This is a genomic window from Kingella pumchi, assembly GCF_022288825.1.
Taxonomy (GTDB): domain Bacteria; phylum Pseudomonadota; class Gammaproteobacteria; order Burkholderiales; family Neisseriaceae; genus Kingella_D; species Kingella_D pumchi.
In genome coordinates this window covers 137,252-157,893 of the sequence record NZ_JAKOOW010000006.1, presented here as the reverse complement: position 1 = coordinate 157,893, position 20,642 = coordinate 137,252, and the positions used below count along the sequence as shown (strand labels likewise).

The following is a 20,642-nucleotide window of genomic DNA, read 5'->3' as shown; positions in this document are numbered from 1 at the left end:
CAAATCCGTTATTAAGAAAGTGCAAAATACTGCTAGAATCCGCCGTTTTATCTTAACGCCGCCGCGTGCCGAGTTGCCATGTCCTACCAGCAAGCCACCGTTCCCGTTCCCGAAAAGCTCGCCGAAGCCTTCTCCGATGCCCTGATGGAGCAGGGTGCGCTGTGCAGCACCATTGAAGACGCCTACGCCGGCACCGAGCAGGAACAGCCGATTTTCGGCGAGCCGGGCATGCCCGCGCAGCAGGTGTGGCAGCAAAGCCAGGTAACGGCGCTGTTTGATACCGCCGCCGATCCTGCCGCCGCGCTGGCCGCCGCCGCCGAACAAATCGGCATTGCCCTGCCCGAGTGGCGGCTCGAAGAGCTGGAAGAGCAAGACTGGGTGCGGCTCACCCAGTCGCAGTTCGACCCCATCCAAATTTCCCCGCGTCTGTGGATTACCCCCACCTGGCACGATTCGCCCGACCCGGAAGCGCTGAACCTGCGCCTGGATCCCGGCCTGGCTTTCGGCACCGGCAGCCATCCCACCACCCGCCTGTGCCTGCGCTGGCTCGACCAAAACCTGGCCGGCGGCGAGCGTGTGCTCGATTACGGCTGCGGCTCCGGCATTCTCGCCATTGCCGCGCTCAAGCTCGGCGCCGGCGAAGCAGCGGGTGTCGATATCGACCCGCAGGCCGTGAAAGCCGCCCGCGCCAATGCCGGGCAAAACGCCGTTCAGGCTGCCTTCGGCACGCCGGACGAGCTGCCCGAAGGCGAACAATACGACATCGTACTGGCCAACATCCTGGCCAATCCGCTGCGGATGCTCGGCAGCATGCTGGCGCAGCGCACCAAAAGCGGCGGCCGCATCGTCCTTTCCGGTATTTTGCAGGAGCAGGCCGAAGAATTGAACGCGGTTTACGCCGAATGGTTCGACATGCAGCCGGCCGTCTGCGACGAAGGCTGGGTGTGCCTCAGCGGCCGCAAGCGATAACAACAGGCTTTAAGCGCTATGAACGAAATCAAAATCAACTGTCCGGATTGCGGCAAGCCGCAAAGCTACAGCCGCGTAACCCTGGTCAAAACTCAGGGGCATGTGGTCTGTAAAGACTGCCATCATATGTTCCGCGTGCTCAAGCAAACCGGCAAAAGCAATAAAGCAGTAGAAACCGTGGCCGTGCCCTCTGAGGCCGCCCAAGCCGGCAAAGCCGCGCCCAAGCAGCCTGAAAAAGCGAATCCGGCCGCCCGAGCCAAGCCGGCAGCCGGCAAAAACGCAGCGGCCAGAGAATACCGCATCCCCAAAGCCCAGCCGGCTGGCAAAGCCGCGGCGCAGGCCAAGCGCACCGAGTTTGCCGAAGTAGAAAGCGCGCCGTTTGCCTTCAACCTGCTCGAGCGCGAAGAGCAAACCGCCAACGTGCCGCAGCTGCTGCCGGCAGAAAACGGCACCCGCATGCAGGCACGCACCCCGCAGGGCGAGAACATCACCATCCATACCGACAATCTGGTGTTCACGCTGGTAGGTGATCCCGCCGCCCCGCAGCCGCTCTCGCCCGCCGTGCCCAACCAGCCGCCGTCCCCGCCCGCCCTGCCGCCGGCTGCCACCCACGAAATCAACTGGACCATTGCCACCATCGCCGCTTTGATTGTGCTGATTCTCCAGCTCTTCTATCTGATGATGATGTTCCCCTAAACATTAAAGCCAAAAGCAGCCTGAAAAGCCCCGAAACTCTTTTCAGGCTGCTTTTCCATTATGAAGATGCGCCAAAGCGCTGCCATTACCATTGGTGTAATGGCGTTCAGCCCAAAAATATTCCCCCGCTTTTATTCACAACTACCGGTCTTTTGCCATGAATCCTGTCCGCCGTTACTTTATCCTGCTTGTTTTCTTTACCCTGCTGTTTATAGCCCTGGTGGCCGCCGGCAGCTATCTGCTGGCCGCCGGCAGCCGCCAATTCGGCGTAGCCGCCTTTGTGTTTTCCTTTGCCGCCGCCTTCGCCCAAATCGCCTGTTTGGCACTTTATCTGCGCGCCCGAGCCATCGCACAGGCGCAAAACGCCCGTCCGCCGCAATCAAAATGACAAAAAACGGCAGACTGCTGCCGCAAACACGCCATGTCCGCCGCATTTTTTCGGCAGCCTGAAAATATTTTTAGGATATTTTTTCATTTTTATTCATTAACTTATTTATTTTTTGGCAAAACTGGCACCGCAAAAGCTTAATACCTTGCAAGCAAAGATACTTGCCGAAACCAACCCGCAGCACCGCACGGCAAGATATTCATTCACACAGGTGCTGTATTTTTATCTGGAGATAAAACATGAAAGCAATCCAAAAAGGTTTCACCCTGATCGAACTGATGATCGTAATCGCCATTATCGGTATTTTGGCCGCCATCGCCCTGCCGGCTTACCAAGACTACATCGCTCGTTCGCAAGCTACTGAGGGCTTTAAAGCTACTTCTGGTATCCAGTCTGATATTGCCGCTATTTATGCTGATACCAATACGCTGCCTGATAGCACCAATGAGCCGCTGAAAACTGCAGTAGCAGAACTGAGTGGTAAATATTTTGCCAAGAATACTGTGACTGTGACTGCTGGCGTAATCACCGTCCCCTTCAATGCTGGTGCTAACAGCGGTAAGAACTTGATTATCACTCCTACTGCTAATGCCGCCAATGGTCAGATTACTAAGTGGACTTGTGCTGGTACTATTGAAAAATCCCGTTTGCCTTCTTCTTGCCAATAATTGGTTAGAAGGTGTGTGATTAAAGAAGCCCTGCCTAAGCAGGGCTTCTTTTCCGAATCAAGAATCTATTTATTAAAGAGAATAATGATGAAAAACATACACAGGATGAGCCGTGGTTTTACCCTGATTGAACTGATGATTGTAATTGCTATTGTTGGGATTTTGGCAGCGATTGCTCTGCCTTCTTATCAGGATTATGTTGCCCGTGCTCAAGCGCTGGAAGCAATAAAATCTGTGGAGGGATTAAAAACCGATATCGGTGCCTATTATTGGCAAACGGGAGTGTTTCCTGTTGCGGGAAATCCTATTATGAGTGCTGCAGGGGCGCTTAAAGGAAAGTATTTTTCTGCTGGCGGAGTGCAAGTACAGCCGAATAACGGTATTATCGTTGCAACCTTTGATAAAGGTGCCAATTCTGGTAAAACCGTAGTCATAGTTCCAACTCCAAATCCGAATAATCGACAGATCATTACTTGGCGGTGTGAAGGAACCGTAGGAAAGACTCGTTTGCCGAGTACTTGTCAGTGATATAGCAATACTTTTGTAATTAGGGAGTGTAATGAAATTCAGATTCAAGGTGGCTGGAATCCATTTATTGTGTTCTGGTTTGGTTGCCTTGTGCGGACTGTATTTAGTCTTCAATGTCTGGCATCCGGATCCACTGCAAAAAGCAGTGGGCGTTACCCGTATTTTCTTGATAATGCTGGGTATTGATGTGGTGTTGGGTCCTTTACTCACTCTGATTGTTGCCAGCAGTAAAGAGAAAAAAACGTTAAAATTTGACTTACTTGTAATTTTAATTATTCAGTTTTCTGCTTATCTTTACGGCATGTATAGCATTGCTATTAGTCGGCCAGTATATTTAGCATTTGATAAAGTAAGATTCGAAATAGTGCAGGCAGATACGGTTTCTCGCGATTCTGCTAAGGTCATACTTCCGGAGTACCAAAATAACCCATGGTTTTCTCCGCAGTGGCTTGCCGTTCGTCCTTATAAAGATGTAGCTGAGCAAAACGAGCGCACTTTTCTTGAACTCCAAGAAGGTATCAGTCCTGCTATGCAGGCTGATCTCTATCAGCCGATAGACGGTGGCACATGGCGTGAAATAAAAAAAACACAGCACACTTTGGATGAGCTGGAAAAATACAACGACACACAACAAGTCAAGCAAATTCTCGCCACTCACCCTGAGGCTGACAGCTACCAGCCGCTGAAAGCGCCGGCGGTGGATATGGCGGTTTTGCTGGATAGCAAGCAGGAGAAAATCATTGCCGTCGTTGATTTGCGTCCGTGGTAATGATAGCGGCACGGCATAACGGATATTTGGCACCGCAAGCGGTATGGCAAATATCCGTTTTTGCTGTTTGTGCGTTTCAGGCAGCCTGAAAGCCGCTGATGCGTAAAAAACGCTATACTGCGCCCTTTTTTCAGCAGTGTTTTCAGGCTGCTTTGTCAGGCAGCCTGAAAATCGATTAGGAATAAGCCCATGAACTTCCACGCCGATTGGTTTCCCGCTTCGCTCTTGTGGGCGGCGGCTGTGTTGTGGCTGGCGCTCTTGGCGGCAACGGCTAAGCCGGCGCTGTGTGCTGTTCGGTCGTCGCCGCAATCGGCGGTGCTGGCCGCGGCTGCGGCAGGGTTTGCCTGGCTACTGCGGATCGATATTCAGGCCGGGCATATGGCGGGGATGGATTACCATTTCCTCGGCTTGAATCTGGTGTGCCTGATGGTGGGTGCGCCGGCGGCCTTTTGGATCGGCTCGGCGTGGGCGCTGCTGTATGCGCTGCTGCAGCCCGAGCATGCGATGCTTGCGGCGCTGCCTTTGAATGTGCTGGCGGTGGTGCTGCCGGCCTGCGTGCTTAGCGTGGGGGTGCGCCGCTGGGGCGAGCGGGCTTTACCCAAGCATTTGTTTATCTATATTTTTATTTTCGGTTTTGTTGCCGCTGTGTTGGGCATGCTGCTGGCCGGCACGCTGGTTACGCTCTCTTTGCTGTGGGCGGGCGTGTTTCCCGCTGCGGTGTTGCGCGAATCGGTGTATCCAGTGTTTTTCCTGATTTCGTGGGGCGAAGGATTCTTAAACGGCATCTTTACCGCCGTATTCGTTTCGTTGCTGCCGCAGGTGCTGAAAACGTTTGACGACGCGCGCTATCTCGGCGGCGGACCGCAGATTTGGAAATAATGCCTTTTTCAGGCTGCCTTTGCGATAATAGGCAGCCTGAAAACCTGTTGAGGACTGTGTTTATGTATCTTTCCCATAAAAAGCGGCCGTGGCTGCCGTGGCTGGCCGGGTTCGCGCTGATTGCCGCGCTGGTGCTGTTTTTCCACCTGCTGCGCGATATCCTGATGCCTTTTATCATTGCCGCGGTGCTGGCCTATATTCTGAATCCATTGGTGAGCCGGATTGAAAAGCACGGCATCAAGCGGGGTAGGGCGGCGATGTGGGTGATGCTGTTTGGTTTTTTTGTGCTGACGGCGCTTTTGCTGGTGATTGTGCCGATGCTGGCGGGGCAGATTCAGAAGATTGTGTTGCTCATTCCACAGATGGCCGATTATGTGCAGCACACCGCGCTGCCGTGGTTAAACGGCCATCTGGGGCAGCATCTGACTTTGGATGCCGACACCATTTCTACTTGGGTGCGCAATAACGCGCAAAACATCAGCCGGCAACTGCAGCAGGCGATGCCCATGCTGCTGCAGCGCGGCTCGTCGCTGGCTGTCGGCCTAAGCAATCTGGTGCTGCTGCCGCTGCTGCTGTATTACTTTTTGCTCGATTGGGCGCGCTGGGAGGACGGTATCCGCAAAATGGTGCCGCGCCGCTATCTGGCCGCCTATAACCGCGTCGGCGGCAATATCGATAAAGTGCTGGGCGCCTTTTTGCGCGGGCAGCTGCTGGTAATGCTGATTATGGGGCTGCTTTACGGGCTGGGGCTGATGCTTACCGGTTTGGAATCCGGCTTTGCCATCGGTATGGTGGCGGGACTGCTGGTGTTTGTGCCGTATTTGGGCGCGTTCACCGGCCTGCTTCTGGCCACTTTGGCGGCGCTGCTGCAATTCGGTTCGTGGCACGGCTTGCTGACGGTGTGGAGCGTGTTTGCCGTCGGTCAGTTTTTGGAGAGTTTCTTTATCACGCCGAAAATCGTTGGCGACCGCATCGGTTTGTCGCCGTTTTGGGTAATTTTTTCTTTGATGGCTTTCGGCCAGATGATGGGCTTTGCCGGCCTGCTACTCGCGCTGCCGCTGGCCGCGGTGTCGATGGTGCTGCTGCAGGAAGCCAGCAGCCACTACTGGCGCAGCAGTTTCTACCGCAGTAGCCAGTAGGCAGCCTGAAAAGCCGGAACCGGCGCCCGCATGATTCGGCGGATGCCGGTTTTTGGTTTCAGGCTGCCTAAACGGGCAGAACGAATGCGATGCAGATTAAAGCCGAATCAAAACAGGCAGCCTGAAATTCAGGCTGCCTGTTTGCTTTACTAAGGGATTAGCGTTTGTCTTCGGCAACGAAGTCGCGGCGCGGGGAGCCAGTGTAGAGCTGGCGCGGGCGGCCGATTTTCTGGCCTTCGCTGATCATTTCGTGCCAGTGCGAAATCCAGCCGACAGTGCGGGCGAGGGCGAAGATAACGGTAAACATGGACACGGGGATGCCGAGCGCGGAAAGTACGATGCCGGAGTAGAAATCGACGTTCGGATACAGTTTTTTCTCGATGAAGTAGGGATCGCTCAGGGCGATGCGTTCCAGCTCCATCGCCAGTTTGAAGCGCGGATCATCGTGCAGGCCGAGTTCGTTCAGCACTTCGTCGCAGGTCTGCTTCATGATGGCGGCGCGCGGATCCATATTGCGGTACACGCGGTGGCCGAAGCCCATCAGGCGGTATTTCTTGGCTTTGACGCCTTCCATAAAGGAGGCTACGTTGGAAACGTCGCCGATTTCGGCCAGCATGTTGAGCACGGCTTCGTTGGCGCCGCCGTGGGACGGACCCCACAAGCTGGCGATGCCAGCGGCGATGCAGGCGAAGGGGTTGGCGCCGGAAGAGCCGGCCAGACGCACGGTGGAGGTGGAGGCGTTTTGCTCGTGGTCGGCGTGCAGGATGAAGATGCGGTCGAGCGCGCGTACCAGAACGGGGTTGGGTTCGTAGGCTTCGCAGGGGGTGGCAAACATCATGTGCATGAAGTTTGCGGTGTAGGAGAGGTCATTGCGCGGGAAATTGAAGGGCAAGCCGTTGGAATAACGGTAGCACATGGCAGCAATGGTGGGGATTTTGGAAATCAGGCGGTAGATGGCGACCTTGCGGTGTTCGGGATCGGCGATTTCCAGGCTGTCCTGATAGAAGGCGGACAGGGCGCCGACTACGCCGACCATCATAGCCATGGGGTGGGCGTCGCGGCGGAAACCGCGGAAGAACCAAGTAAGCTGTTCGTGCACCATGGTATGGCGGGTAACGGTGTTGACGAAGGCTTTTTTCTGTTCTTTGGTGGGGAGCTCGCCGTAAATCAGCAGATAGCAGACTTCGAGATAGTCGCTGTGTTCGGCAAGCTGCTCGATGGGGTAGCCGCGATAGTAGAGCAGGCCTTTGTCGCCGTCGATAAAGGTGATTTTGGATTCGCAGCTGGCGGTGGACACAAACCCGGGATCGAGGGTGAACATGTTGGTGCTTTGCTTCAGCGCACGGATGTCGATGACATCGTTGCCTAATGTGCCTTGCAGTACCGGCAGTTCGATGGTGTCAAAGCCTGCGCCTTGCAGTTTTACGGTGTTGGACATCTCTTGCTCCTTATAGGTTTTTTACTTGGAAGGGAACAGGCAGCCTGAAAGCGGAAAAGACTTTACGACTGCCTGATTTTTTCCAGCAGCGGCTCGAATTCGGGGCGCTCGGGTTTCTGGTGTTGGTTGACCAGGGCAAGGAACTCTTGGTCGGGCAAATCCAGAATTTCCACAAACACGGCGAGTTCGTCGTCGCTGAGGTGCTGGAATCGGGTAGCCATGAAGCGGCCGAGCAGGATATCGAGCTCGAGCAGCCCGCGGCGGGTGAGAAAGCGGATGCGCCGTTTAGCGGTGTCGTCAAATTGTGCCATAAATCTGTCCGTTTGGGGGCGGGATATCGGGTTTCTTTATTGCGGCAATCAGCTTTGCTGCGTATGTGTTTTTCAGGCTGCCCCGCGAACGAGCGCGGGGCAGCCTGAAAGTTTTACACTGCCCGTTTGAGCATGATTTCTTTGATTTTTCCGATGGCGCGGGTGGGGTTGAGGTGTTTCGGACAAACATCTACGCAGTTCATAATGGTGTGGCAGCGGAACAGGCGGTAGGGGTCGTTCAGGTTGTCCAGACGCTCATTGGTGATGGTGTCGCGGCTGTCGGCGATGAAGCGGTAGGCGTTCAAAAGGCCGGAGGGGCCGACGAATTTGTCGGGGTTCCACCAGAACGACGGGCAGGAAGTGGAGCAGCAGGCGCAGAGAATGCACTCGTAAAGACCATCGAGTTCGGCGCGCTCTTCCTGGGTTTGCAGGCGCTCTTTAAGCGGGTCGGCGGGGGTGTCGTTGACCACATAGGGCTTGATGGAGTGGTATTGCTTGAAGAACTGGGTCATGTCCACAATCAAATCGCGGATAACCGGCAGGCCGGGCAGCGGGCGCAGCACGATGGGCTGTTTCAGGCTGCGGATGTCGGTAAGGCAGGCCAAGCCGTTGCGGCCGTTGATGTTCATGCCGTCGGAGCCGCAGATACCTTCGCGGCAGGAGCGGCGGAAGGACAGGGTGTCATCTTGGGCTTTGAGCTTGACGATGGCGTCTAGCAGTTTGACATCGGTGGGTTCGATTTCCAGTTCGTAGTCTTTCATGTACGGCTTGGCGTCCACGTCGGGATTGTAGCGGTACACTTGCAGGCGGATTTTTTCCATTTGGCGGGTGTTCCTTGTCAGATCCGGATTTGCTGTTTCAGGCTGCCTGAAAGGTTTTCAGGCTGCCTGAATCTTTGCGGCCGGTTTTTTAATCAGTAAACGCGTTTGGCGGGCTTGATGTACTCGACCGTCAGCGGCTTGGTGTGAACCGGTTTGTAGGCCAGACGGTTGTCGGCGGAGTAGAACAGCGAGTGTTTCATCCAGTTTTCGTCGTCGCGATCGGGGTGGTCGTCGGAAGCGTGGGCACCGCGCGATTCTTTGCGCGCTTCGGCGGCAATCACGGTGGCTTTGGCCACTTCCATCAGGTTGTCCAATTCCAGCGCTTCGATGCGGGCGGTGTTCCACACCTGGCTCTTGTCGCCGATTTCGGTGTTTTTGGAACGCTCGACCAGCGCCAGCACTTTTTCCACGCCTTCCTGCAGCAGCTTGTCGGTGCGGAATACGCCGGCATGGGATTGGACGGTGCGCTGCAGCTCGCCGCGCAGGGCGGAAACGTCTTCGCCGCCGGTCTGGTTGTTCAGGCGCTCCAAGCGCTGGCGGGTCAGCTCGCCCGCATCGGCAGGCAGCGGCAGCCATTCTTCGTGTTCGCCGATGTATTTGATCATGCTGTCGCCGGCGGATTTGCCGAAGACCACCAAGTCCAGCAGCGAGTTGGTACCCAGGCGGTTGGCGCCGTGCACCGAAGCGCAGGCGCATTCGCCGGCGGCATACAGGCCGTTGACCACCACTTCGGGATTGTCGCCCTGCGGCACAATGACTTCGCCCAGATAGTTGGTGGGGATGCCGCCCATCATATAGTGGGTGGTCGGCACCACCGGAATCGGGTCTTTAATCGGGTCGATGCCGGCAAACTGGATGGAAATCTCGCGGATGCCGGGCAGCTTGGACATGATTTTCTCGGCGCCGATGTGGTCGATTTTCAGCAGCACGTGGTCTTTATTTTTACCGCAGCCGCGTCCTTCGAGAATTTCCATCGCCATGGCGCGGGAAACCACGTCGCGCGAAGCCAGGTCTTTTACAGTGGGGGCGTAGCGTTCCATAAAGCGCTCGCCGTTGGCGTTGAGCAAAATGCCGCCTTCGCCGCGCACACCTTCGGTAATCAGCACGCCGGCACCGGCCACGCCGGTGGGGTGGAACTGCCAGAATTCCATGTCTTCCAGCGGAATGCCGGCGCGGGCGCAGATGCCCAAGCCGTCGCCGGTGTTCATAAAGGCATTGGTGGACGAAGCGTAAATACGGCCGGCGCCGCCGGTGGCAAACAGCACGGCTTTGGCGTGGAAGATATAGACTTCGCCGGTTTCCATTTCCATTGCGGTTACGCCGACCACGTCGCCGTTTTCGTTGCGGATCAGGTCAAGCGCCGTCCATTCGACGAAAAACTGGGTGTTGGCGCGCACGTTTTGCTGGTACAGGGTGTGCAGCATGGCGTGGCCGGTACGGTCGGCCACCGCGCAGGCGCGCTCTACCGCGCGTTTGCCGAACTCGGCAGTGTGGCCGCCGAAGGGGCGCTGGTAGATTTTGCCGCTTTCCACGCGGTCAAAAGGCATGCCCATGTGTTCGAGCTCGATCACCGCGGCCGGTGCGGCGCGGGTCATAAACTCGATGGCGTCTTGGTCGCCGAGCCAGTCGGAACCCTTGACGGTGTCGTACATATGCCAGTCCCAGCGGTCTTCCTGCACGTTGCCCAGCGAGGCGGAAATGCCGCCCTGCGCCGCCACGGTGTGCGAGCGGGTGGGGAAAACTTTGGATAAAACGGCGGTGTTGATGCCGGCTTTGGATAGTTGCAGCGCGGCGCGCAGACCGGCGCCGCCGCCGCCTACGATGACGGCATCAAATTTGCGGATAGGATAAGTCATTTTTTCAGCCCCAGATTACATGAACGGAATACACGGTGCAGGCGATGAGCCAGATGATGGTCAGGCAGTGCAGCGCCAAGCGGATGCCGAAAGGCTTCACATAGTCCATCCACAAATCGCGGATACCCACCCAGGCGTGTAAAAACAGGGCGATAAAGCTGACTTGGGTAAACAGTTTTACCCAGGTTTTGCCGAAAAACGCCTGCCATTGCGAATAGTCTTGCGCACCGGCGAGACTGAACAGGAAAAACAGGAAAAACAGCGAATAAACCAGCATGACTACTGCGGTAATGCGCTGCATCGCCCAATCGCGCAGACCGTAATGGGCGCCGACCAGTTTGCGGTTTACCATAATGCCACCCCCAAAATCAGAGCCGAAACGAAACCGCATACCAATACGGCTTTAGCGCTTTTGCGCGCAGGCTGCAGCTGCACACCTTTGTCGGCATCGATCAGCAAAAAGCGGATGCCGGCGCACAGGTGGTGCATGAAGCCCCACAGCAGGCCCCACAGCATCAGTTTGATCAGGGGATTGCCGCCCCAAGCTTTATAGGTGGCAAAGGTATCGCCGCTGCTTAAAGAGCCGTGCAAAAGCGCCAGCAGGGCGGGCAGGGCGAAAAAGAGAAGCACGCCGCTGATGCGGTGCATGATCGAGACGATTCCCGGAATCGGCAGGTGCCGCGAGAGCACCCGCAAATCCAGAAATACAGGTCGGTTTTTGGTCTGCATTTCGATTCCTTTTGATCAAAGTCTTACTGATATTATTCTTTGAACTTATTGAACTTAAAACAAAGCGCTAAGGAAGATCCCGGCGCTTGGCATTAACCTACATTATGCATAATTTACATTGTTTATCGCTTATTGAATAGTCTTGATTGGGAAAAAAATTTTTGCTTGTGCCGTCGCTGCTTGGGGCTGTTGTGAAATGTAAAGACGGCGGCAAAAGGCGGCAAGCTGAAGTTTGGAGATTAAATAAATAATTTAAAAGAATAATTTATCTGATAATGATTGCCAAACTTGAACTTAATCGCATTAACTAGGCAAAAAGGATAGTTTTTGGCTAAACAGGATTTTATTTTTTGCAAATGTAAAAATTGCCGGCGGCGCTTTCGGGCAGCAAAATTGCCGCAAAAGTTTTCAGGCTGCCGGCCTGTTCTTTTGCGGCAAATCAAATTTTTGTCGGTTTGCTCAGAAGGCTTCGCCCACTTTCACGCCGCCGGCGGTGTCTTGCGGTGAAGATAAGGCGGCACAGACGGATTGGGCAGCCTGAAAGTCCGGGTCGGCAGCCAGTTTTTCCGCTTCGGCGCGGCTCAGGGTGCAGGCCATGTTTTGCCAGCGCGCGGCCAGTTTTGCGTTTTCAGGCTGCTTGAAATCTTGGCGCAGCTCGTCCACCAGATCAGGGCGGTTGCACACCAGCACGATGTCGCAGCCGGCGGCGAACGACAGCTGCGCGCGCTCTTTGATGCCGCCGGCGCCGCAGGCGCCTTCCATAGTAAGATCGTCGGAGAAAATCACGCCGGCAAAGCCCAAATCGCGGCGCAAAACCTGCTGCAGCCAGTAGGCGGAAAAGCCGGCGGGCCAGTTGTCGATTTGCGGATAGACCACATGGGCGGGCATTACCGCCGCCATGCCCTGAGCGGCCAGTTGGCGGAAGGGCAGGATGTCGGCGGCCAGTTCGGCGGACGTGCGCGGGTCTTCGGGCAGCACATGGTGGCTGTCGCCGCTGACAAAACCGTGGCCGGGGAAATGTTTGCCGCAGGACTTCATGCCGCCGCGGTTTAAGCCTTTTTGCAGCGCCAGCGCCAGCGCGGCAACGGTTTCAGGCTGCCGGTGGAAGCTGCGGTTGCCGATCACCGCGCATTGCTGCCAGTCCAAATCGAGCACCGGCGTGAACGACAAATCGACGCCGCAGGCGGCCAGCTCGCCGGCCAGCACCCAGCCGACCTGCTCGGCGGCTTTTTCGGCGGCTTCGCATCCCTGTTCGTCCCACATTTTGCCCAGCGCGGCCATGGCCGGCAGGCGGGTGAAGCCGTCAATAAAGCGCTGGACGCGGCCGCCTTCGTGATCGACGGCGATAATCAGCTCGGGCGTGCGCAGCGATTTGATGTCGGCGGTGAGCGCTTTGAGCTGCTCGACGTTTTGGAAGTTGCGGCGAAACAGAATCACGCCGCCGATGGCGGGATCGAGCAGGCGCTCGCGCTCTTGGCCGCTCAGGGTGTAGGCGGCAACGTCGGCCATTACCGGGCCGCGCGGAAGATGGGGTGCAGTCATGGGAGATGGATTTGGGCTAAGGTTGGGGGAAACGGTTTTCAGGCTGCTTTAAAGCGGGTTTCAGGCAGCCTGAAAAACGGTTTGCCTGTTCAGGCTGCTTGCAACGGCGGGACTTTGGCAAACAGGCGGTGGAAGTTTTCGGTGCTGGCGCGGGCGATGTTTTCCAGCGTGTCGCCGCGCAGGGTGGCGAGAAACTCGGCGGTGTGGCGCACATAGGCCGGCTCGTTGGGCTTGCCGCGGTAGGGCACCGGCGCCAGAAAGGGCGAATCGGTTTCTACCAGCAGCCGATCAAGCGGGCAGTAGCGCACGGCTTCCTGCACGTCGGCGGCGTTTTTAAAGGTAACGATGCCGGAGAAAGACAGGTAATAGCCCATATCCAGCGCGATTTTCGCCACGCGCAAATCTTCGGCGAAGCAGTGCATCACCGCTTGCGGTGCGGCGTGTTCGCGCAGCATCGCCATGGTGTCGTCGGCGGCTTTGCGGGTGTGGATAATCAGCGGCAGACCGCTTTGCTTGGCCGCTTCGATGTGGACGGCGAAGCGGCGGTGCTGCCAGGCCAGATCGCCGCTGCACCAATGGTAGTCCAGCCCGGTTTCGCCGATGCCGACAACTTTGGGATGGGCGGTGCGCTCGATCAGTTCGTCGAAACTGAATTCGGCGGCGGTTTCGCTGTCGGGATGGATGCCGACGGTGGCGTAAACGTGGTCGTACTGCTCGGCAATGGCCAGCACCTGCTCGAAGCTGTCGCGGCTGACGCTGATGGCCAGCGCCCGCACCACATTATTGGCGCGCATATTGGCGAACACTTCGGGCAGGCGCTCGCGCAGGCCGTCGAAATTCAGGTGGCAGTGGGAGTCGATAATCTGCATAAGCGGTTCGGGCGCGCGCCTTTCAGGCAGCCTGAAAAGCGGCGCGGAATAAAAAACGGCGCATTGTGCTTGATTCGCCGGCATCCTGCAAACCCCAATCCGCGCGCGGCAGGCAGCCTGAAAGCGCCGATCCGCTTTGCCCGCGCCGCTTTTCAGGCTGCCTGCCGTATGTGGCGGCGCGGCGTTTCAGGCTGCCTTTTATGCTAGAATCCGCCCCTTTGATTTTCTTCACGGAAGCCTTGAAATGAGTTTGAAATGCGGCATCGTCGGCCTGCCCAACGTCGGCAAATCCACCCTGTTTAACGCCCTGACCCAATCGGGCATCGAAGCGGCAAACTACCCCTTCTGCACCATCGAGCCCAATGTCGGCATCGTCGAAGTGCCCGACCCGCGCATGGCACAGCTGGCGAAAATCGTTAATCCGCAAAAAATGCAGCCGGCGATTGTGGAGTTTGTCGATATCGCCGGCCTGGTGGCGGGCGCGAGTAAAGGCGAAGGCCTGGGCAACCAGTTTCTCGCCAATATCCGCGAAACCGACGCCATTGTGAACGTGGTGCGCTGTTTTGACGACGACAATATCGTCCACGTTTCCGGCAAGATCGATCCGATTGCCGACATCGAAACCATCGGCACCGAGCTGGCGCTGGCGGATTTGGCGAGCGTGGAAAAAGCCATCCAGCGCGAAGGCAAACGCGCCAAATCCGGCGACAAAGACGCGCAAAAACTGGTCGCCCTGCTCGAGAGCCTGCTGCCGCATCTGAACGAGGGCAAACCGGTACGCTCTTTCGGCCTGGATGCCGAACAAACCGCGCTGTTGCGCCCGCTGTTTTTGCTCACCGTCAAACCCGCGATGTATGTGGCCAATGTGGCCGAAGACGGCTTTGACAACAATCCGCATCTCGACCGCCTGAAAGAGCTGGCCGCCAAAGAAAACGCGCCGGTGGTTGCCGTGTGCGCGGCGATGGAAAGCGAAATTGCCGAGCTGGAAGACGACGAAAAAGCCGAGTTTCTGGCCGAAATGGGCTTGGAAGAGCCGGGCTTGAACCGCCTGATCCGCGCGGGCTACGATTTGCTCGGCCTGCAAACCTACTTCACCGCCGGCGTGAAAGAAGTGCGTGCGTGGACGATTCACAAAGGCGACACCGCGCCGCAGGCCGCCGGCGTGATCCACACCGACTTCGAGCGCGGCTTTATCCGCGCCCAAGTCATCGCTTACGAAGACTTTGTGGCGCTGGGCGGCGAGGCCAAAGCCAAAGAAGCGGGCAAAATGCGCGTGGAGGGCAAGGAATATGTGGTGCAGGATGGCGATGTGATGCACTTTTTGTTTAACGTATAGCGCGACACCGCCGCTGTATCCTTTTCAGGCTGCTTGCAAAGGCAGCCTGAAAACTTTGGTGCGCTATGAAAAGCCCGCGACGGAATCGCATCCGGCGCGGGCTTTTGCTGTTGCTTGGGCGGGTTCAGGCTGCCTGAAAAACTACGCTTAGCGCTGCAGGGCTTTTTCCACCGCTTGGTGGTTGGCGCTGCGGATTTGCTTGAGCAGGCTGCTGCGAATGTTTTTAAGCGCCTGCACGGCTTTTTGCTGGTCTTTGTAGTCGGCGGTGCGCACACGCTGGGCAAGCTGCAGCGAGTAGAGTCCTTTTTTGTCGGCGCTCTGCCAGTATTTGAAGGCGTTGATTTCCATGGTGCCGTCGTTGGCAGCGCCGGTTTTCCAAGTGATAAAGTCGATCACGGCAATGTTTTGCTGGGGATCGTGGGTGATTTCGAATTTGGCCTGCGGGTTGTTTTGGCGCAGGGTAACTGCCAGCGCTTTGGCCATGGCGGCGGGGTCGTTGTTCAGCTGCGGCATTTCTTGGTAGCGGATACCGATGAGCCTGCTCCAGTTTTCGAAAGATTCGCCGTTGGCAACGTATTCTTTGAGCCGGTTGCCGTGTTCCATCACGCCGACAAATTCTTTGCCGAAGGTTTTGCCGTCGAATTTCACCGGCGCCGGTGCGGCATAGGCGGCCTGGCCGGCCAGCAGGGCGCTGAGTAATAGGGCAGAGAGACGTTTCATAAAAAGCTCCTGTATGGGGTTGCGGGATACCGCCGCCTGCTTTTATCCGGGGCGGCGGCGGCGCGTATCTTAGCGGGATTTTCCGGTGCCCGCAAACGGGTTTGGCCTGCCGCGTTTGGCGGCTGCCGGCAGCCTGAAAAGGGATTAGGGTAATAAAAAAGATGGACGGATTGAGATGTTTCTATTTAGACAAGGAAGGCACTGCGCCCCTGCGGGGCGCGGTGCTGCGATGGTGTTGGCAATCATGCGCGAGCCTCGACCATGCGGCTAAAATTTTCCGCTTCAATGAAGCGGATAAGCTCTTGTTCGCTACGAATGGTTACCAAATCGACCTGCGAAAGCTGGGCAAACTGTTTGAGTAGGGCGAAAAATTCAGGGATTTGTTCTTTCGTTTTTACGGTGGAGAGATGTTCACGGTTGAGTACGTCAACTCCCTCGTTAAGCTCAAGCGTGATGTAGATTTTTTGACGTTCGTTTTGCATGAAAATGCCCCTGTGGTTTTACAAAAACACACAAGGGCGAATCTCGCTTACGATACGATTCAGGCTGGTTTGTCAAGCAACCGCCTAAGATACTGTCCGATTTGACTTTTATTGCTTGCCCTCATGTGCGGGGCAAAATATAAGCAGCCTGAAAACTTTTCAGGCTGCTTTTAGTGTGTCTTCAGCGCTCAGACATTAGGCTTGGCTTTTGTCGCGGCTGAGAGACATTTTGATCACTTGGTAAGCGAAGAGCGAAGCGCCGCCGATGAAGATCAAGTCGGCAAAGGTACGAATCCAGCGGAACAGCTCCAAGAAGCCTTGTTGCATGAATTCTTCACTGCGGGCATACCACAGGCCGTGGGTGATGGAAGCTGCGGCTTGGAAGATACCTACCGGCAGCAGGCTGCTGACAATCATCAGGGACAGGCCGCCGTTGAGCATCCAGAAACCGGTGGTCATCAGTTTTTCATTGTAGGTGAAGTGCGGCTTGATGTAGCAGCCGACCATCAGCACGAAACCCAGAGCCAGGAAGCCGTACACACCGAAGAGGGCGGCGTGTGCGTGCACCGCGGTGGTGTTCAGACCTTGCAGGAAGTACAGGGTGATCGGCGGGTTGATCAGGAAGCCGAACACGCCGGCGCCGAGCATATTCCAGAAAGCTACGGCAACGAAGCACATCAGCGGCCAGCGCAGACGTTTCATCCACGGAGCGGCATGCTGGTGAGACCAGTGTTCGTAGGCTTCATGGCCCAGCAGGATCAGGGGAACTACTTCCAGTGCGGAGAAAGAAGCACCGGCTGCGGTTACCGGAGTGGTGGTACCGGTGAAGTATAGGTGGTGGAAAGTACCGGGTACACCGCCGACCAAGAACAGGCTGCCGGCAACCAGTGAAGCGGTAGTGGCGGAGCGGTAGCTGACCAGACCGAGGTTGTAGAACACGAATGCCAGGGCGGCGGTGGCGAATACTTCGAAGAAGCCTTCTACCCACAGGTGAACCACCCACCAGCGCCAGTATTCCATTACGGCCAGAGTGGTGTGCTCGCCGTAGAGCAGGCCGGGGCCGTAGAACATGCCCACGCCGACGATGGAGGCAACGAAGATGGTCAGCAGGTTTTTGTCGCCGTTGGCTTTGAAAGCGTTAACGGTACAACGCAGCATCAGGAACAGCCAGAACAGCAGGCCGACGTACAGCAGAAGCTGCCAGAAGCGGCCGAGGTCGAGGTACTCGTAACCTTGGTGGCCGAACCAGAAGTTCAGGTGCGGAGGCATGATGTGGGTAATGGCGAAGAAGTTGCCTGAGTAGGAACCGGCCACCACGATAAACAGGGCGATAAACAGCAGGTTTACACCCAAGCGTTGGCCTTTGGGGTCTTTGCCGCCGTTGACGATCGGGGCGATAAACAGACCCGCAGTCAAGAAGCCGGTGGCAATCCAGAATAGGGCGGACTGCAAGTGCCAGGTACGCGCCAGAGAGTAGGGCAGCAGATCAGACAGCGGAATGCCGTAGAAAGAGTGGCCTTCAATGGTGTAGTGGGCAACCAGACCGCCGAGAAGGATCTGTACGATAAACAGAACTACGGTCAGCGCAGCGTATTTCCACAGGGCTTTTTGCGACGGAGTCAGCGCGATTTTTGCCAAAGGGTCGGCAGCCGGAGCTTCCGGCTCTTTATCGTGCTTGCGCAGGAAGTGGTAACCCCATACCAGGAAACCGATACCCATCAGCAGGAACACGAAAGAAGCGAACGACCACATGTAGTTTTCAGTGGTGGGAACGTTGTTCAGCAGCGGTTCGTGCGGCCAGTTGTTGGTGTAGGTAAAGGTGTGGCCCGGGCGGTTGGTGGAGCTGGACCAAGCTGTCCAGAAGAAGAAGTTGGTCAGCTTGTTGCGGGCTTGTGCGTCGGGCAGCGTGTTGTTTTTCATAGCGAAGGATTCGCGGGTTTTTTCAAACGCCGGATCGTCGCCGTACACGCTCAGGTAGTAGGGGGTGATGGCCTTGATGGCTTTCAGACGGGTTTCAGACAGTACCACGGTACCGTCTTCGCGCGGCTGGCTCTGGTTGCGGTATTCTTCGCGCAGAGCGGCCAGCAGGGAGGCTTGTTCGGGTTTGCCCAAGTCGGCGTATTTTTTCTGGAATTTTTCTTCGGCAGAAATATTCAGCCAGGCTTCGGCTTCACGGTGCAGCCAGTCGGCCGTCCAGTCCGGCGCCTGGAATGCGCCGTGACCCATTACCGAACCGACTTCCATACCGCCGGTGCTCTGCCAGGCAGACTGGCCGGCAAGGATGTCTTCCTTGGTGATAACGGTTTCGCCCGATGCGGTAACGTACTTATCGGGGAAGGGGGGTGCCTGACGATACACTTCTGTGCCGAGATAGCCGAGTATCGAGAAGGTCACAATCAGTACGGCAATCAGCGCGTACCAGAGTTTCTTGTATTGACCCATTATGTGCTCCTAGTTTGACAAACAAATAAGAAATTTTATCATTCATAAATAATGAATGTTAAGGATTGTACACGAATTCAAAAGCGGAGTGAACCGGATTTATCATTTGCGAAAATATCTTTAAATACAACTCTACTTTATTACTCCTTTTGGCGGAGTGTGTGGTATCGCCGCATTGGCGGACAATAGCGTCATGTTTAAAGCGTATTTAAGCAAAATCATAAACTTCAGTACACGGCTTCACGATACTACCCTTTTGCTGATAAAAATTTGATTTGCGTCAATGTGCTTTAAATTGCCTTAACACATAATTTTCACAAACCGACACAAGCCGTTTTAATGATAAGATTGCGGCTCGAAGTTTTGTAGTATGTCAATAAAGGAACCTGGTGTAGTTTATTTTTCATCATCTTCTTTATAGAGAGGAACCACTATGAAGCAACAAACCCTTTTGGCAACTCTGATTGCCTCCTTGTTTGCATTGGGCGCGTGTAGCCCGCAGCCCTCTGCGGATGCCAAACCCGCAGCTTCCGGGCAGGCGGTCGCTTCGCCGGCGGAAACCGCTTCTGCCAATACTGCTGCTTCTGAAGCCGCTTCACAAGTAGCTGCAGCAGACGAGCCCGAAATTCCGGAAGATCAGCTGGAAGTGATCGATGCGGTGATGACCCATGCGCCCGAAGCGCCGCCTCCCATCGAGCGTAACCATGCCGCCAAAGTAATGGTGAAAATGGAAGTTCAGGAAAAAGTCATGAAAATGGCTGACGGTGTCGAGTACAAATACTGGACCTTCAACGGCAGTGTTCCCGGCCCGATGATCCGTGTCCGTCACGGCGATACCGTGGAAGTGCAGTTTGCCAACCGTTCCGACTCTACCGTTCCGCACAATGTGGACTTCCACGCGGTAACCGGTACCGGCGGTGGTGCCGAAGCCACCTTTACCGCGCCCGGCCACGTTACTTCTTTCCGCTTCAAAGCACTGCAACCCGGCCTGTATATCTACCACTGCGCCACCGCGCCTGTGGGCATGCACATTGCCAACGGTATGTACGGTTTGATTTTGGTTGAGCCCAAAGGCGGCCTGCCCAAAGTGGACAAAGAGTTCTACGTTGTCCAAGGCGACTTCTACACCAAAGGCAAATACGGCGAAGCCGGTCTGCAAGACTTCGACATGGAAAAAGCCATCAAAGAGCAGCCTGAATACGTTGTCTTCAACGGCCACGTAGGCTCGATTGCCGGCGACAACGCCCTGAAAGCCACTGCCGGCGACAAAGTGCGTATCTTCTTCGGTAACGGCGGCCCGAACCTGGTTTCTTCTTTCCACGTTATCGGCGAAATCTTCGACACCGTACACGTTGAGGGCGGCGACTTGATCAATAGAAACGTTCAAACCACTCTGGTTCCGGCCGGTGGTGCGGCAATCGTTGATTTCAAAGTCGATGTTCCCGGCAGCTACACTCTGGTTGACCACTCCATCTTCCGTACCTTCAACAAAGGCTCTCTGGGTCAGTTGAAAGTTGATGGCGAGAAAAACCCGTCTATCTACACCGGCCAACTGACTGAAGGCGTGTACCAAGAAGCCGGTAAGTCCGCTTCTGATGCCGCTACCGGCAGCCAGGCTGCTCCTGCTTCCAAACCCGCAGGCAGCGAACCGGCTAAGAAAGAAGCTGCTTCCGAAAAAGCCGATGCCGGCAAAGCCGATAAATCCGCCCAAATCAAACTGGGCGAAGCGGTGTACAAAGCCAACTGCATCGCCTGCCACGGTCCGGAAGGCAAAGGTGTAGAAGGTGCGTTTCCTCCGCTGGCCGGTTCCGACTACCTGAATTCCGACCACAAACGCGGTATTCAAGCCGTAGTCAAAGGCCTTAGCGGTAAAATCACCGTAAACGGCAAAGAGTACAACAGCGTAATGCCCGCTGTGGCGCTGAAAGACGACGAAGTAGCCAACGTGCTCACTTTCGTACTCAACAGCTTCGGTAACAAAGGCGGCCAGGTAAGCGCTGCCGACGTTGCCAAAGCGCGCTAAGCGTCAGCCGTTAAAAAAGGGGGAAGGCAGCCTGAAA

Annotated in this window: 21 protein-coding genes; 10 read left to right on the top strand and 11 right to left on the bottom strand. The window is 56.1% G+C overall.

Going from position 1 to position 20,642, the window contains the following annotated elements; translation table 11 throughout:
• The first annotated feature begins 78 nt into the window (after window positions 1-78).
• The 8 genes from prmA (at window position 79) to MB824_RS02135 (ending at window position 6,036) form a co-directional block, all read left to right on the top strand.
• Window positions 79-969, top strand: a complete 891-nt coding sequence (prmA, locus tag MB824_RS02180; RefSeq protein WP_238745541.1) for a 50S ribosomal protein L11 methyltransferase — start codon at window positions 79-81, stop codon at window positions 967-969.
• A gap of 18 nt (window positions 970-987) precedes the next feature.
• Window positions 988-1,665 carry a hypothetical protein gene (locus tag MB824_RS02175; protein ID WP_238745539.1) on the top strand — a complete coding sequence of 226 codons (678 nt, stop codon included), beginning with the start codon at window positions 988-990 and terminating at the stop codon, window positions 1,663-1,665.
• Window positions 1,666-1,822: 157 nt separating this feature from the next.
• Window positions 1,823-2,053 (top strand): NGO_0222 family membrane protein, encoded by a 231-nt coding sequence (locus MB824_RS02170; protein ID WP_238745537.1) that lies wholly within the window; start codon window positions 1,823-1,825, stop codon window positions 2,051-2,053.
• Window positions 2,054-2,292: 239 nt separating this feature from the next.
• Window positions 2,293-2,721 (top strand): pilin, encoded by a 429-nt coding sequence (locus MB824_RS02160; RefSeq protein ID WP_328516366.1) that lies wholly within the window; start codon window positions 2,293-2,295, stop codon window positions 2,719-2,721.
• Between the two features lie 15 nt (window positions 2,722-2,736).
• Window positions 2,737-3,249, top strand: a complete 513-nt coding sequence (locus MB824_RS02150; RefSeq protein WP_328516365.1) for a pilin — start codon at window positions 2,737-2,739, stop codon at window positions 3,247-3,249.
• Between the two features lie 31 nt (window positions 3,250-3,280).
• Entirely contained in the window at window positions 3,281-4,018 is a 738-nt protein-coding gene (tfpZ, locus tag MB824_RS02145) for a TfpX/TfpZ family type IV pilin accessory protein (RefSeq protein ID WP_238745535.1), read from the top strand.
• A 189-nt stretch (window positions 4,019-4,207) separates the two neighbouring features.
• Window positions 4,208-4,897, top strand: a complete 690-nt coding sequence (locus tag MB824_RS02140) for an energy-coupling factor ABC transporter permease (protein ID WP_238745532.1) — start codon at window positions 4,208-4,210, stop codon at window positions 4,895-4,897.
• 62 nt (window positions 4,898-4,959) lie between these two features.
• Window positions 4,960-6,036 carry an AI-2E family transporter gene (locus MB824_RS02135; protein ID WP_238745529.1) on the top strand — a complete coding sequence of 359 codons (1,077 nt, stop codon included), beginning with the start codon at window positions 4,960-4,962 and terminating at the stop codon, window positions 6,034-6,036.
• A 157-nt stretch (window positions 6,037-6,193) separates the two neighbouring features.
• On the opposite strand, the gene gltA is transcribed toward MB824_RS02135, so the two are convergent.
• From gltA to MB824_RS02095, 8 genes are all read right to left on the bottom strand, one after another.
• Window positions 6,194-7,474, bottom strand: a complete 1,281-nt coding sequence (gene gltA / locus MB824_RS02130) for a citrate synthase (RefSeq protein ID WP_238745526.1) — start codon at window positions 7,472-7,474, stop codon at window positions 6,194-6,196.
• Between the two features lie 62 nt (window positions 7,475-7,536).
• Window positions 7,537-7,785 carry an FAD assembly factor SdhE gene (locus MB824_RS02125; protein WP_238745524.1) on the bottom strand — a complete coding sequence of 83 codons (249 nt, stop codon included), beginning with the start codon at window positions 7,783-7,785 and terminating at the stop codon, window positions 7,537-7,539.
• A 113-nt stretch (window positions 7,786-7,898) separates the two neighbouring features.
• Entirely contained in the window at window positions 7,899-8,606 is a 708-nt protein-coding gene (locus MB824_RS02120; RefSeq protein ID WP_238745522.1) for a succinate dehydrogenase iron-sulfur subunit, read from the bottom strand.
• A 92-nt stretch (window positions 8,607-8,698) separates the two neighbouring features.
• Window positions 8,699-10,462: a succinate dehydrogenase flavoprotein subunit gene (gene sdhA / locus MB824_RS02115; protein WP_238745520.1), complete on the bottom strand. Its 1,764-nt coding sequence runs from the start codon at window positions 10,460-10,462 to the stop codon at window positions 8,699-8,701.
• 4 nt (window positions 10,463-10,466) lie between these two features.
• Window positions 10,467-10,814 carry a succinate dehydrogenase, hydrophobic membrane anchor protein gene (sdhD, locus tag MB824_RS02110; protein ID WP_238745518.1) on the bottom strand — a complete coding sequence of 116 codons (348 nt, stop codon included), beginning with the start codon at window positions 10,812-10,814 and terminating at the stop codon, window positions 10,467-10,469.
• Entirely contained in the window at window positions 10,808-11,191 is a 384-nt protein-coding gene (gene sdhC, locus MB824_RS02105) for a succinate dehydrogenase, cytochrome b556 subunit (RefSeq protein WP_238745516.1), read from the bottom strand. The genes sdhD and sdhC overlap by 7 nt, the downstream gene beginning before the upstream one ends.
• Window positions 11,192-11,650: 459 nt before the next feature.
• Entirely contained in the window at window positions 11,651-12,733 is a 1,083-nt protein-coding gene (nagZ, locus tag MB824_RS02100; protein ID WP_238745515.1) for a beta-N-acetylhexosaminidase, read from the bottom strand.
• Window positions 12,734-12,822: 89 nt separating this feature from the next.
• Window positions 12,823-13,602, bottom strand: a complete 780-nt coding sequence (locus tag MB824_RS02095; RefSeq protein ID WP_238745512.1) for a TatD family hydrolase — start codon at window positions 13,600-13,602, stop codon at window positions 12,823-12,825.
• A gap of 244 nt (window positions 13,603-13,846) precedes the next feature.
• Between MB824_RS02095 and ychF the strand changes: the two genes are divergently transcribed.
• Window positions 13,847-14,938, top strand: a complete 1,092-nt coding sequence (gene ychF, locus MB824_RS02090; protein WP_238745509.1) for a redox-regulated ATPase YchF — start codon at window positions 13,847-13,849, stop codon at window positions 14,936-14,938.
• A 147-nt stretch (window positions 14,939-15,085) separates the two neighbouring features.
• Here ychF and MB824_RS02085 read toward each other — a convergent pair whose 3' ends face one another.
• From MB824_RS02085 to MB824_RS02075, 3 genes are all read right to left on the bottom strand, one after another.
• On the bottom strand, window positions 15,086-15,658 hold the full coding sequence (locus tag MB824_RS02085) for a hypothetical protein (RefSeq protein WP_238745507.1): 573 nt from the start codon (window positions 15,656-15,658) through the stop codon (window positions 15,086-15,088).
• Between the two features lie 242 nt (window positions 15,659-15,900).
• On the bottom strand, window positions 15,901-16,140 hold the full coding sequence (locus tag MB824_RS02080; protein WP_238745504.1) for a hypothetical protein: 240 nt from the start codon (window positions 16,138-16,140) through the stop codon (window positions 15,901-15,903).
• A 195-nt stretch (window positions 16,141-16,335) separates the two neighbouring features.
• A complete protein-coding gene (locus MB824_RS02075; protein ID WP_238745501.1) occupies window positions 16,336-18,582 on the bottom strand; it encodes a nitric-oxide reductase large subunit in 2,247 nt (748 codons plus the stop codon).
• A gap of 433 nt (window positions 18,583-19,015) precedes the next feature.
• Between MB824_RS02075 and nirK the strand changes: the two genes are divergently transcribed.
• The gene (nirK, locus tag MB824_RS02070; RefSeq protein ID WP_238745498.1) at window positions 19,016-20,605 is read left to right on the top strand and encodes a copper-containing nitrite reductase; all 1,590 of its coding nucleotides are present in this window, start codon (window positions 19,016-19,018) and stop codon (window positions 20,603-20,605) included.
• Window positions 20,606-20,642: the final 37 nt, after the last annotated feature.

Excerpts from the sequence above, each read along its gene's own strand:
- prmA (WP_238745541.1), top strand. The coding sequence starts at position 79 with ATGTCCTACCAGCAAGCCACCGTTCCCGTTCCCGAAAAGCTCGCCGAA.
- MB824_RS02175 (WP_238745539.1), top strand. The coding sequence starts at position 988 with ATGAACGAAATCAAAATCAACTGTCCGGATTGCGGCAAGCCGCAAAGC.
- MB824_RS02170 (WP_238745537.1), top strand. The coding sequence starts at position 1,823 with ATGAATCCTGTCCGCCGTTACTTTATCCTGCTTGTTTTCTTTACCCTG.
- MB824_RS02160 (WP_328516366.1), top strand. The coding sequence starts at position 2,293 with ATGAAAGCAATCCAAAAAGGTTTCACCCTGATCGAACTGATGATCGTA.
- tfpZ (WP_238745535.1), top strand. The coding sequence starts at position 3,281 with ATGAAATTCAGATTCAAGGTGGCTGGAATCCATTTATTGTGTTCTGGT.
- MB824_RS02140 (WP_238745532.1), top strand. The coding sequence starts at position 4,208 with ATGAACTTCCACGCCGATTGGTTTCCCGCTTCGCTCTTGTGGGCGGCG.
- MB824_RS02135 (WP_238745529.1), top strand. The coding sequence starts at position 4,960 with ATGTATCTTTCCCATAAAAAGCGGCCGTGGCTGCCGTGGCTGGCCGGG.
- gltA (WP_238745526.1), bottom strand. The coding sequence starts at position 7,474 with ATGTCCAACACCGTAAAACTGCAAGGCGCAGGCTTTGACACCATCGAA.
- MB824_RS02125 (WP_238745524.1), bottom strand. The coding sequence starts at position 7,785 with ATGGCACAATTTGACGACACCGCTAAACGGCGCATCCGCTTTCTCACC.
- MB824_RS02120 (WP_238745522.1), bottom strand. The coding sequence starts at position 8,606 with ATGGAAAAAATCCGCCTGCAAGTGTACCGCTACAATCCCGACGTGGAC.
- sdhA (WP_238745520.1), bottom strand. The coding sequence starts at position 10,462 with ATGACTTATCCTATCCGCAAATTTGATGCCGTCATCGTAGGCGGCGGC.
- sdhD (WP_238745518.1), bottom strand. The coding sequence starts at position 10,814 with ATGGTAAACCGCAAACTGGTCGGCGCCCATTACGGTCTGCGCGATTGG.
- sdhC (WP_238745516.1), bottom strand. The coding sequence starts at position 11,191 with ATGCAGACCAAAAACCGACCTGTATTTCTGGATTTGCGGGTGCTCTCG.
- nagZ (WP_238745515.1), bottom strand. The coding sequence starts at position 12,733 with ATGACTGCACCCCATCTTCCGCGCGGCCCGGTAATGGCCGACGTTGCC.
- MB824_RS02095 (WP_238745512.1), bottom strand. The coding sequence starts at position 13,602 with ATGCAGATTATCGACTCCCACTGCCACCTGAATTTCGACGGCCTGCGC.
- ychF (WP_238745509.1), top strand. The coding sequence starts at position 13,847 with ATGAGTTTGAAATGCGGCATCGTCGGCCTGCCCAACGTCGGCAAATCC.
- MB824_RS02085 (WP_238745507.1), bottom strand. The coding sequence starts at position 15,658 with ATGAAACGTCTCTCTGCCCTATTACTCAGCGCCCTGCTGGCCGGCCAG.
- MB824_RS02080 (WP_238745504.1), bottom strand. The coding sequence starts at position 16,140 with ATGCAAAACGAACGTCAAAAAATCTACATCACGCTTGAGCTTAACGAG.
- MB824_RS02075 (WP_238745501.1), bottom strand. The coding sequence starts at position 18,582 with ATGGGTCAATACAAGAAACTCTGGTACGCGCTGATTGCCGTACTGATT.
- nirK (WP_238745498.1), top strand. The coding sequence starts at position 19,016 with ATGAAGCAACAAACCCTTTTGGCAACTCTGATTGCCTCCTTGTTTGCA.